Genomic DNA, 12,654 nt, shown 5'->3' on the forward strand with positions numbered 1-12,654 from the left:
GGTACCTTTCCTTTTCACCTTAAATATAATCTACATGACTCACCCTGAATCCTTTTTTCTCTATTTTTTCGATTAATTGCTTTAATCTTTTTTCATTTAACTCATCTGCTATATTTACGATAACGCGGCGAATATACTGATCACCGTTATCTAGCGTAAATAATCCACCGATATTAAATGCTTTCAACAATGTCCCAAGTTCTTTAATCGTTCCCTTACAATCTTGTGTTGCAATTGTTAATATATAACCACCCGTCCGCATACCGAATGAATCTTCAATAACATCAAATATATTGGAATGCGTTAAGATACCGACAAATTCATTATAGTCATTTAACACAGCTAAAAATGGAAGTCGACGAATAACATAAAATGCTCTAAAAAAAGAATCCTTTTCAAAAATAAATGCAGAGGAATCTTCCAGCATATGTTCCGTGCTTAATTTCTCTAATCCGCTATTACACTTCTTTTCTAAAAGGTCTACTTTATAAATAATCCCTATGAATTTCTTTTCATCTTCTGCTAATACAGGGATTGCTCGAAATCCCGTTTCATTCATAATGTGCAAAGCCTCTTCACCTGAATCGTTCATTTTGCAAAATGTTACTTGTTGTTTCGGCAGAAAATGGTATTTAACTCGCAAAATATGTTCCTCCTTACATGTCAACATGTAATCTATATATAATAAGGAGACCTATATTTTATGAGTAAAATTACATTTAAAACGCTTTCATTTTTTATTGACTTGTAACGACATCACAAACATTTTATATAACAGAGCTCTTTGCACCTTTTATCATTAACAACTTTACATGGTAATTCATTAAATATTCTATACCCTCTAGCCATTTTTTCGCTTCTTCTGGAGTTTTCCCCCACACAATCATGCCATAATTATGAACAAGAACTACTCCTCCACCTTCAATAAAATTCGGTACATTATTTTCTAATAAATCAGCGAATTTTTTCTCATCTTCTACAATAGGAATTGTCATTTCTGTTATACCTTCTTTTCCAAAAACACGTTCCACGCTACGTTTATCGAATGTTACTTCCCCTGTTTCTCCATATAACTCTGATATTAAATGGCTATCTACAGTCTGCACTTGTAAAATACATTCTGCACTACTTTTTTTATAAATATCCGCATGCATAAATGATTCTGCAGCTGGTTTTTCTTCATTTTCAAATACTGGCTCACACATACAATTAACAACAATAAAGTCTTCTTCTGAAAATAACCCTTTATCTCTTCCCTCAACGTTTACTAAAAAAGTTAACGGCTCTTTTGACGTACAGAGTGATAAACTAATTTTTGTACCATAAAACCAATCACGAAGTGCCAATTCAGATTTCACATCTTTTAATTCATTCCATTTTTTTAGAAAAAATAACATTTCGTCACCCCCGGCATAATATTTATATAATGTTCGAATCCTTTCTATGTAAAAGGAGTATTTTTTGATTATTCTAAAAATTTAATTGAATTATCACATGAGAACGCCTTTTTGTCAATATAGTTTCACAGCTCTTCTTTAAAATGGGCCATTCATATATCTATACTTCTGTCTATTCCCTACTTCATTTTGTACATAAAAAAATACGTTATTCTTTTTAAATCAAAGAATAACGTATTTTCTCATCTTTTATTTCTTTATTGCATTATATAAAAACTGTGCATATTGTTCACGTGTTACGAAATCATCACCTAAAAAGTTTCCTTTTCCATTACCTTTTGATATATTATTATCCGCTAACGCTTTCACATATCCTTCTGCCCAATGACCAGTCGGTACATCAGTAAAGTTCACTTTATTATTTCTATCTTCTTTTAACTGAAATACTTTATATAATACTACAGACATTTCGTATCGAGTTAATACTCCATCTGGACGAAACTCCCCAGTACCATCTCCTTGCATAATTCCAGCTTGCGCAACTGTGGCAATATCTTGCTCAAACATATGCCCTTTCGTATCTGTAAATCTCTCTTTCTGCTCTACTTTATTTTCTAATTTCATGTACCTTTGTACTAAAGACGCAACTTGCCCACGAGTAATACTATCCCCAAATCCAAATTGTCCATTTCCATATCCCTTGAAAATATTTTCTTTCGCTAAATAATGAATTGCTTCTTCTGACCAATGTCCTTTTGGTACATCTTTAAATTCTACTACTTCTACTTTTTCATCTTCTTTAGAAGTATTGTCTTCTTTAGAATTGTTGTCCCCTTTACTTTCTACTACATTTTGAATTACAGATCCTGTAAAAAAGATTCCTGTATCCGCAAATGGATCTTTCACTCCAAATTCATATACTTTCTCACCTGGTGTACTCCATTTCACTACACCATTACTATACGTACCACCATCACTCTTCAGACGGATTTTTGTAGATACCTCGCCGTCTTTTTCGTATATAGGTACTTTTACTTCTTTATTTACTTCTGTATCCTCTAAAAAGACTTTTTGGTTTTGAACATTAATATAAGCTTTCTTACTTAGTTCTATTACTGGTCTAACATCGCGGATTTCATTTGCAACAAAACTTAAATATACTAACTTATTCAACTTACTAACTGGCGATAAGTCTGAAATATAATTTGCTTCTAAATCAAGTTTTTGTAAGTTTACTAGATTTGATAATGGAGTAATATCCTTTAACTCATTATTAGGTAAATCTAATTCTGTAAGCTGAGTCATTTTAGCAAGTGGTGTCACATCTTCAATTTGATTTTTACCGATAAATAATTTATTTAATTGATTCATTTGATCAATACCCGATAAATCTTTAACTTTATTACGCGTTAATACTAAATCTTTTAAAGGTAATGAATATAACGGTTTAATATCTTCAATTTGATTACCTGCTAAAGTTAAGTATGTTACATTTTTCAATGCGCTTAATGGAGCAACATTCGTAATTTTATTATTTGCTAAATTCAAGTAATCTAGTTGTTCCATTTTCGCTAATGCTGTTACGTCTTCTATTTGGTTGCCTGATAGATATAAACTTTTTACATTTTTCATTTCAATGAGTGGTGCAACGTTTGTAATTTTATTATTACTCAAATCAAGAGATGCTAAATTATCCATCTTAACAAGTGGTGTTACATCTGAAAATTCATTACCACGCAAAGCTAAATGATTTAATTGCTTTAAATTCGCAAAGAACGATGGATCTGTTATCTTCGCATTCGCAACTGTTAAAGATTTTAAATTTGGCATATATTTTAATGCACTATAATCAAGAATCTCATTCGTGTTTAAAAACAAGTCCTTTACTTGTAATAACTCCTCTTTCGTAATTGGTGTATTTAAATCTTTTCTATTAAATACTTTTTTATTAACAAGTTCTCTTAATTTGTTATCTGTTATCATATTTTGACTATCAATTGGATGATCCGTTTCCGTATTGCCTGAATTAGCGTTATCATCTGGTTTCTCTGTTTCTTTGTCACCTACAGTTGGATCTTTAATTTCAAATTGAACTTGATATTTGTGATCATATCCGATGGCCGGAATAAGTATATGCATTTGCATATTATGCTTCTTCTCAAATTCGCCAATTTCAAATTGGACTACTTTCGTTCCATTTTTCCTCTTATCTTCTGATAAAACTTTCACATCTTGAAATACACCAGGTTGGTTTTTATCCTCTATTCTAAGATATTGAAAATAATCGCTATCTTGTATTGTTACAGTAACGATTTTTTTCCCATCTTCAATTGCTACTTTAGGATTTTTTATGTACTGAGAAACCATAGATGGCTCATCTTTTTGATCCTTATATATTTTAATCTCAGTATCGTATGTACGTTCACTAGCTGCTGCCACCGACTGGTTTGCTTCAGCTTTTAGTGCTGCTAATGCTGGAGTAGAGTATGTAGCAAATGGAATTGCTAATGTTGTGGCTACTACTAGCGCCTTAATATAACTTTTTTTCAAAATAATATCCCCTATCATATATAATTTTTATAATTGATAAATGTTATCAATTACTTACAAAATAAATGATAATGAATCTCATTATCATTGTCAATGATAATATTACATTAAGTTTATATTTCCAAAGATAAAAAATAAAAAACCCTTTAATCAAAGGGCCTTTTTACCTAGCGTATGAAGAATTTCACTTTTTTCTTTTTCATTAATAAAACCAATTTTTTGCAAAATATTTGCATACAATACAAGTTTATTATATATCCGTTCTGACATGCTTCTCCCTTCTTTCCTTCGACCAACTTTTTTTGTATTGGTAAATTATATGAAAGAGATGAGAAAATGTGTCCACTTTTTGCATACATACAAATCTTTTATCCTGCTATTTGCGGACAGTAAAACTCCCACCTCAAAAACAGGTGGGAGTTCAATTTATTTAGCAAATTGTCCATTGAATATTATGCTTTTTGACTTCCTCTTCAAAACTATAGGGCATTTTCTTATCACAAATTACATGTTGAATACGTGAAAATGCTGCTATTCGGTAATTTCCTTTTACCCCTACTTTTGTATGATCACATAAAATATATGTTTTCTCCGCTAATTTCAGCATCGCTTCTGACAGTTTCGCCTTTTCTAATTCAAAACTAGAAACCCCAAAACCAGGTAACAATCCATCAATCGAAACGAATGCTTTATGAAAATGAAATTGCTGGATTACTTGCTGCGAAATAGACCCTGACACACGTGAATGCTTTGGAGACACTTTTCCACCAATAAATAAAACTTCACCGTGAAACATCTTTTTATTAATAGAAGAAATTAATTGTGTAGCTACTGGAAATGAACTTGTTACAATCGTTAAATTTTTACGATGAACAAGATATGGCACCATTTGAAGCGGTGTACTTCCATCATCAATCGCAATCACATCTCCATCTTCCACAAACGTTGCTGCTTTATACCCAATTCTCTTCTTCTCTTCTATATGCAGCATCTCTCGTTCTAGCATTGGTGCCTCTATTCCAGCTCCCGGAAGTTGGACGGCTCCACCATACACTTTCTTCAACTTCTTTTCACGATCCAATTCTTCTAAATAACGACGAATCGTCTCTGTTGATACAGCAAACTCTCTCGCTAACTCTGAAACTTTTACTTTCCCTTTAAACTCTACCTTCTCAAGAATGGTTCGCTTTCTTTCTTCACCTACTACAGACATAGCTTCACCCCATTGATTTCTACCTCATAAACTGCCTTACTTATACAAAGTTATAACTTTCTTTTTCAGTGAAAACTTCTTCATGAATATGAATACCACGCTTTTTTAGTTCATCAAAAATGATTTGTGGATTTACAAAAGCTTCCTCAGGTGTCACAACACCAGCTTTATTTACATTCCCTTTTGCGATTAACTCTGTAGCAATCCCAAATGGAATACCGACGTTTCTCGTATAAGCTCTTAATTTTTCCCATCCTACAACAGAACCATCAGATAACGGGTGTGTATGATATAATACGTGCCTTTGTTTTTCATTATTTTTCACACCTATTACTTCTACATGAAGTGCATAACCGTAAATTTCTGTTTCTTGCCCTTCTTTCGATTGCAATAAATACTTCGAAATACAATCCATAATGCCAATTTCTTTCCCATTTATGTCAACCCGATCATTACGCAATATACCATAATCATATAAAGCACGTACGAGCTGCATATTTTGCTTTGGCCAAGTTCCTCTCGTCTCTATCAGCTTGACGCCTTTATTTTCTAGTGCTTTTGCTAACGTAATCGTTTCAGAATGCGGTATTATATACTGCGTTGCCTTACCATAAGGCGCCGGTAATTCAATTTCTCTTGGACGCGCAAACGGCGGTACTTGCTTAAACTCACCATCTTCATATACTGTACGCAATCGTAAATGTGGATCATATTCATATGTCGTTGTTTCTGTAATTGATGCAGAAAAAGCAATTGGACGGTACGAGCCATGACTTACACGTACTGACTCTACAGTATCTAGCTGATTTGCTGCATGCATTGCCATCATTTGCGTTACACCTGGCGTCATACCAAAACCAGGTAAACACGTTTTTTCATTTTGAGCAAATATAGAATGAAATTCATTTTCTTCACCAAATCCATTCAAATTCACACCGTGACAACCTGCTTCTGCAATACATCGAGTAGACAATCCATTTAACTTAATTGTCGTACCGTCCATTACAATGTCATAACCTTTCATTTTTGCAACCGTATCCTCGTGATTTGTTACATCTACTTTCACAAAATCAACACGAGGATCGTTGAGCCATTCTACTACTTTCAGGCCCTCTTCTTCATTAAAATCAGCTACTGTAATCGCCTCAAAAGATGAAAATTGTACTAAATCTAAAATTGCTTCACGACAAATTTTACCTGCTCCACCTAAACAAAATACTTTCATCCTATAGCAACTCCTTCAGCTATACTATTTACTAAACGATTTATGTCTTCCTCATGTACGTCACCGATATTTCCAATGCGGAACGTATCTACTTTCGAAATTTTACCAGGATAAATAACAAATCCATATTGCTTTAATTCATTATATAGCTGTTGAAATTCAAATCCTTTTTCTGGATAAATGAAGGATGTAATAATAGGCGATTGATATTTTTCATCTACTAGTGGCTTAAATCCGATTTCTCTCATTCTACTCACTAATAGTTTTTGATTGTTATAATATCGATTGTAACGAGCTTCTACTCCGCCCTCTTTTTCTAATTCAAGTAGTGCTTGATAAAAAGCGTGCACAACATGTGTAGGTGACGTAAAACGCCATTTCCCATTTTGATTTTCCATTGTTTCCCACTGATCGTATAAATCTAATGATAATGAACGTGCCTGTCCCTTACATTTCAACAATTCAGCACGCTTTGCAATAACAAAGCCGAACCCAGGAACACCTTGAATACATTTATTCGCACTACTAATTAAAAAATCAATTTGCAACTCAGCGATATCTATTTCAATACCACCAAAACTACTCATTGCATCAACTAGTGTTACTTTTCCATATTGCTTCCCTAATTTACATACATCTACAATTGGATTGATAATACCTGTTGTTGTTTCACAATGAACAACTGCAATATGTGTAACCTCTTTATCTTGTTGCAATATCCTTTCTACTTCTGCAATATTAGTAGGCTCCCACTCTTCTGTTTGACTGACCACCACATCTATATGTAACATCTCTGCCATTTGTACAATTCGCTTACCGTACGCACCATTTGTACATACGAGCAGCTTTCCGTTTTTAGGAATGACAGATCCAATCACTGCTTCAACTGAAAACGTACCGCTTCCTTGCATTAAAACAGTTGTATATTTCTCCTCTTCTTTCGTTGCTAACGATACAAGTTTAGCTCTTACCTCTTGTACCATTGTGTTATATTCAGCATCCCACGTACACCAATCGTATAACATAACTTCTTTTACTGTTTTGGTTGTTGTTAATGGTCCAGGCGTTAATAATAAATAGTGATTTTCAGTCATGATCCTATTCCCCTTTTATGAAATAATAAGTTCTTGTTTCTCGATATGTTCCATTACGTTTTCGAGTTCCTGCATCGTTTCTATCGTAAAGTGCGCCCCATTTTCAACGAAACGATTGCGAACTACTTCTATTTTTTCACGAAGTTCTACCGGATCCATATTCTCCACTTCCTCTTCAGTTAAGCCGAGTTCGCTACTGCCGAGAATTACACCTACTGTCCACATACCAGCATTTCTTCCCTCTTTCATATCTGATACTGTGTCTCCAACTTTTATCATATGATTCATTGGATATACACCAAGCTCCATCGCATTTTTATAGCACATCCACGGATACGGACGACCTGCTGGAACATCATCTGGTGTTACAAGAAAATCCGGTTTATACCCTTGTAGTGCTGCTTCTTTTGCTACAATGTCCATCATTTCTCTCGTATAACCAGTCGTTGAACCAATTTTAATTCCTCTTTCACGTAAAGAAGCAATCACTTCTTTTACTCCATTAATCGGCGACGCATAGCGCGGTAAAATAGCGAAGAGAATCTTTTCGAATTCTTCATACATCTCCTGAATGTCTGCTTCTGTTGGTAATTGTCCGAAAATACGATTCCACTCACTTGCAATACGAGTCATCTCAGTTAATGCTCTAACATGATCAATTTTCAATAATCCCATTGGCTTACGGGCTTCTTCTGCAGTAATTGCAACACCGCGTTTATGGAAAATCTCCATAAATACTTCCAGTGGTGCAAAACATCCGTAATCAACTGTTGTACCTGCCCAATCAAAAATAACTGCTTCTACTTTCATTCAATCCATCACCCTTCTTATTTATCTTTTTTGCCATTGTGACGTTCGGTTACGAAGTGCTTTCGTTCCCCATTCATATACAACTCTCACTACAATATTTGTAACAACAATAAGTACACTCATTGCAGCTGCTGGTGCTACATTTCCTGCATCATCCATATTTACAATTGATACGGCAGCTAGTTTAAAATCAGCTGCATACAGGAATACAACTGCTGAGACAGTTACCATTGAATTTACGAAGTAGTACATTACCATTTCTAAAATGGCTGGTAAACACATCGGTACCGTAACTCGAAAGAATGTTTTATAAAACGGTATCCCCATCGACTGTGAAACAAGTTCAAACTCTCGATCTAATTTCTTTAAAGCTGTCGTTGCCGTAACAAATGTTACAGAATAAAAATGAATGATATTGACTAGTACTAGCACAGCAATTGTTCCGTATAGAGAATGGAACGGGTTCGTTACGGAAAGTCCAAAGATTTGTATTGTTGGTTGACTAAAGAAGAAGACGTAGCCTACCCCAAGTACTAAACCTGGTATCGCTAAAGGAACGATAGAGAAAAAGTAACCTGCTTTTCGGAAAAATTGTAGCTGATCTATTTTCTCAATCGCATAAGCGAACATAAATGTTAAAACCGCTCCAATTACTGCAGTAATCGCTGAAACAATTACGCTATTTTTAAATGCTCCAAGTCCATCTCCTGTTAAACTGGAAAAATTGAAATGCTCAAATGTAAAGCTCATATTATATGGCCATACTTTCACACTTGCAGCAATACCAACTGCCACAAATAATAGAATGATCATAAGCGTTACTACGCTACAATATACGAATGAAATAACATCTCTTTTCTTATTATTTATTATTCTGTAAGGTACTGATTTGGAAGATAAAAGATTCGCCTGCTTTCTTTGCGTAATGCGATCAACTGCAAAGGCAAATATAGCTGGGATTAATAAAATCATTCCGACAGTTGCACCCATCGGCATATTTTGCTGCCCAATTACTTGCTTATATACGTCAGTAGCAAGTACATTATATTGCCCACCAACAATTTTTGGTGCCCCAAAATCAGTGAAACTAAGTGTAAACACAACGAACATCGCACTAATTAATCCGTACTTTACACTAGGTAAAGTAACAGTGAAAAATTGCTTTGCTTTACTCGCTCCTAACATATTAGAAGCTTCATATAAACGATAATCAGAGCCTTGAAAAGCAATTAATAATATAAGAAATGCTTGCGGAAATGTATACATGACTTCAGCCATTACAATTCCTACTGGTCCATATAAAGGGATTTGTATCCCTTCAAACAAACCAAACATTCCTTTCGTTACTAACCCTTGATTACCAAATAAATATGTCAGTGCGATACCATGCATCATCGTAGGTGCGAATAATGGTAACAACGCAATATATTGAAATACACGCTTTCCAAACACATTCGTACGAGCGATCGCATAGGCGTAAGCGAAAGCGAGTGTCACTGCAATAATTGTTGTCGCGCCCGAAATCCATATCGTATTTTGTAATGATTGAACTAGCGTTGGTGTTGTGAAATATTTACTGAAATTCGCAACACCAATGAAAGCTCCATCTTTATCATAAAAAGCTTGTGTAAACAATTGTAATAAAGGTAATACAAGCATGATCAAAAACGCGAGAAGCATACCAATAATTAATAGTCTTTGTATCCACTCTTCTTTACCGATACGTCTCTTAATCTTTTTTTTCGTACTTTCTACCTTGAAATCTTCTAACATCTCCATCTATACAATGACCTTCTTTCCATATGACAACATATGATTTTCTGAGAAAGAGATTTGAATCGGCTTTCCTTTTCTAATTGCGGTTGCTTCTACTTCTGATGCCAATATATCCACTACAATTTTCTCGTTATAAAGATGTGCTTTTTCTTCTACGACTCGCACTTCCGTCCGATATACAGATCCGCGAAATTCCATGTTTTCAACAACCGTTTTAATACCATCCTTTTGTACAACTGTTACATGCTCAGGACGAATTGCATGTTCTTCATTGTTTTTCGAAAAGAAATTAATAGAACCAATAAAATCTGCCACAAACGGATTGGCTGGTCTTTGATAAATCTCCTCTGGTGTGCCAATCTGCATAATTTCCGCATGATTCATTACAACAATTTTATCGGCCATCGTTAATGCCTCTTCTTGATCATGCGTAACCATAATAGTTGTTACTCCTACTTTTTCTTGCAAATCACGCATTTCTCTACGTAACTTTTCACGCACTTTTGCATCTAAAGCAGATAACGGCTCATCGAGTAACAAAATATCCGGAGACAGAGCGAGCGCACGTGCAAGTGCTACTCGCTGCTGTTGTCCACCAGACATTTGAGCAGGATATTTATCTTTTACATTCAGCAAATCTACAAGTTCTAACGCCTCTAACGCTTTCTCTTTTACTTCTGCTTTTCCATATTTTTTTGTCTTTAAGCCGTATTCAATGTTTTCAAGTGCTGTTAAATTCGGAAATAATGCATACGATTGAAACACCATTCCGAAATTCCTCTTTCCAGGAGGTAATGCTGTAATATCTTTTCCATCCACAGCTATACTACCTGTTGTTGCCTCTTCTAGCCCTGCTAAAATTCGAAGCAATGTTGTTTTCCCACAACCACTTGGGCCTAATAAACATACAAACTCATTTTTTTTCACAGTAAAAGAAATATCTTTTAACGCTGTAAATGCATCAAACTTTTTTTGAATGTGTTGAATTGATAAATATTCGCTCATTTTTTCTCTCTCCCACTCACTTACTTACTTTTTCGGTTCTGCTTTTTGGCCAAAATCTTTTTCCCATTTTTCTAAAATTTTGTCACGATTTTCTGCTGCCCACTTAAAGTCATTCTTTTTGTATAACTTTTCTGTCACATCTTTAGGGAATCCATCTGGAAGTTTATAATCATTTTTAATTGTCGCAAATCCATTTTTCTCGAAGTATAACTTCATTACATCATCAGTAATTGCCCAATCCAAAAATGCTTGCGCTAATTTTTCATTTTTTGCATTATCTTTTTTAATAAGTGCGTTCGCTTCTACTTCCCAACCTAATCCTTCTTTCGGCAATACAACTTCAACCGGTGCACCTTTTTGTTTCTCTTTCAAAGCACTATAAACCATTGATACGCCAACTGGATATTCACCTGCGCCTGCTAATTTCGCTGGTTTTGAACCTGAATGAGTATAAGTTGCCATATTATCATGAAGTTTCTTCATGTAATCCCAGCCTTTATCTTCACCCATAATTTGTAACCATGCAGAAACTGTTAAAAATCCTGTTCCAGAAGAAGCTGGATGTGGCATAACAAGCGTTCCTTTATATTCTGGTTTCGTTAAGTCTTCGTATGATTCTGGCATCGGTAAATTTTTCTTCTTTAATTCTTCTTTATTTATAGCAATCCCCGTCATAAATGCCGTATTACCTACCCATTTTTCTGGTTGCTTATCATCTTTAAATTGCGGAAGAACACGATCTGCGCCTTTTGGAGAGTATCCTTTTAACATATCTTTTTTATCTAAAGCTAATAGACTAGACGCTGCTGTTCCCCATACAACATCTGCTTGTGTATTTTTTCCTTCAGCTAGCAATTTCGCTGTAATAACTCCAGTTGAATCACGAACAATGTTCAGTTTCACATCTGGATACTTCTTTTTAAAAGAATCAAGATAAATTGGTACAAGTTCTTCTTCAATCGCTGTGTAAACAGTTAATGATCCAGATAATTTATCATCCTTTACTTTTGCCCCAGCACTTTCTTCTTTCTTTGCACCACACCCCATTAATAACGAAAATACCATTCCAGTTGCTACAGCTTTAAAGATTGTTTTTTTCACTGTCTCTCTCTCCTTTTATAAATCTTATGTACAACTCAAATATAAACAACTAGTGTAAAAGCAGTATTAAACCAACATTAATCTTTTGTTTGTTGTTTGTTTTTGTGTAATACGTTGCTATTTCTATGTTTTTTCGCATTTTTCTGCCAATAATGAACACTAAATTTACAAATAATTAAAAAAACCTTTATAATCCCACAAAAAAATGAGGCGTTTGTAAAAAACGCCTCATTTTTGTTTACCTTTTTTTGAATTACGATTTGCATACTTCGCGCTATTTTCTCCTTCATACTCTAATGCAAATTCTGCATCTGGTAAGCTTTCTTTCGGAGTTTTATTATTGTTGATTGCCGCATTTTGTTTCACTTTTCTTTTTACCAATACATTCACCTGCTCTCAAGAATTCACTTTCTACCCTAGTTTGAAGCAACATTAAATAATTATTACTGGCAAGTGTTAACAAGTACATAAGAGCCGCTAGAT

General features: G+C 34.5%; 11 protein-coding genes. All 11 read right to left on the reverse strand.

The annotated features are described in order from the left end of the window. Positions 1-19: 19 nt before the first annotated feature. Positions 20-643, reverse strand: coding sequence for a cyclic di-AMP binding protein CbpA (gene cbpA / locus DN393_RS04440; RefSeq protein ID WP_064476724.1), 624 nt, complete (start codon positions 641-643; stop codon positions 20-22). A gap of 124 nt (positions 644-767) precedes the next feature. Beyond that, on the reverse strand, positions 768-1,397 hold the full coding sequence (locus tag DN393_RS04445; protein ID WP_064476725.1) for a class II aldolase/adducin family protein: 630 nt from the start codon (positions 1,395-1,397) through the stop codon (positions 768-770). A 249-nt stretch (positions 1,398-1,646) separates the two neighbouring features. Next, positions 1,647-3,947 carry an NEAT domain-containing leucine-rich repeat protein gene (locus tag DN393_RS04450; RefSeq protein ID WP_098625569.1) on the reverse strand — a complete coding sequence of 767 codons (2,301 nt, stop codon included), beginning with the start codon at positions 3,945-3,947 and terminating at the stop codon, positions 1,647-1,649. Between the two features lie 430 nt (positions 3,948-4,377). Next, a complete protein-coding gene (locus DN393_RS04455; protein WP_000117658.1) occupies positions 4,378-5,160 on the reverse strand; it encodes a DeoR/GlpR family DNA-binding transcription regulator in 783 nt (260 codons plus the stop codon). Positions 5,161-5,200: 40 nt separating this feature from the next. Next, positions 5,201-6,385, reverse strand: a complete 1,185-nt coding sequence (locus tag DN393_RS04460; protein ID WP_064476727.1) for a saccharopine dehydrogenase family protein — start codon at positions 6,383-6,385, stop codon at positions 5,201-5,203. Further along, a complete protein-coding gene (gene phnW / locus DN393_RS04465) occupies positions 6,382-7,479 on the reverse strand; it encodes a 2-aminoethylphosphonate--pyruvate transaminase (RefSeq protein WP_064476728.1) in 1,098 nt (365 codons plus the stop codon). The genes DN393_RS04460 and phnW overlap by 4 nt, the downstream gene beginning before the upstream one ends. 15 nt (positions 7,480-7,494) lie before the next feature. After that, on the reverse strand, positions 7,495-8,289 hold the full coding sequence (gene phnX / locus DN393_RS04470; protein ID WP_064476729.1) for a phosphonoacetaldehyde hydrolase: 795 nt from the start codon (positions 8,287-8,289) through the stop codon (positions 7,495-7,497). 21 nt (positions 8,290-8,310) lie between these two features. Then, positions 8,311-10,068, reverse strand: coding sequence for a putative 2-aminoethylphosphonate ABC transporter permease subunit (locus DN393_RS04475; RefSeq protein WP_142315487.1), 1,758 nt, complete (start codon positions 10,066-10,068; stop codon positions 8,311-8,313). After that, a complete protein-coding gene (locus tag DN393_RS04480) occupies positions 10,069-11,070 on the reverse strand; it encodes a putative 2-aminoethylphosphonate ABC transporter ATP-binding protein (protein WP_064476731.1) in 1,002 nt (333 codons plus the stop codon). A gap of 24 nt (positions 11,071-11,094) precedes the next feature. Continuing rightward, positions 11,095-12,171: a putative 2-aminoethylphosphonate ABC transporter substrate-binding protein gene (locus tag DN393_RS04485; protein WP_088048360.1), complete on the reverse strand. Its 1,077-nt coding sequence runs from the start codon at positions 12,169-12,171 to the stop codon at positions 11,095-11,097. 228 nt (positions 12,172-12,399) lie between these two features. Continuing rightward, positions 12,400-12,552, reverse strand: a complete 153-nt coding sequence (locus tag DN393_RS31410) for a hypothetical protein (RefSeq protein WP_000240799.1) — start codon at positions 12,550-12,552, stop codon at positions 12,400-12,402. Positions 12,553-12,654: the final 102 nt, after the last annotated feature.

The organism is Bacillus sp. BPN334 (assembly GCF_008368885.1).
Classification (GTDB): Bacteria; Bacillota; Bacilli; order Bacillales; family Bacillaceae_G; genus Bacillus_A; species Bacillus_A wiedmannii.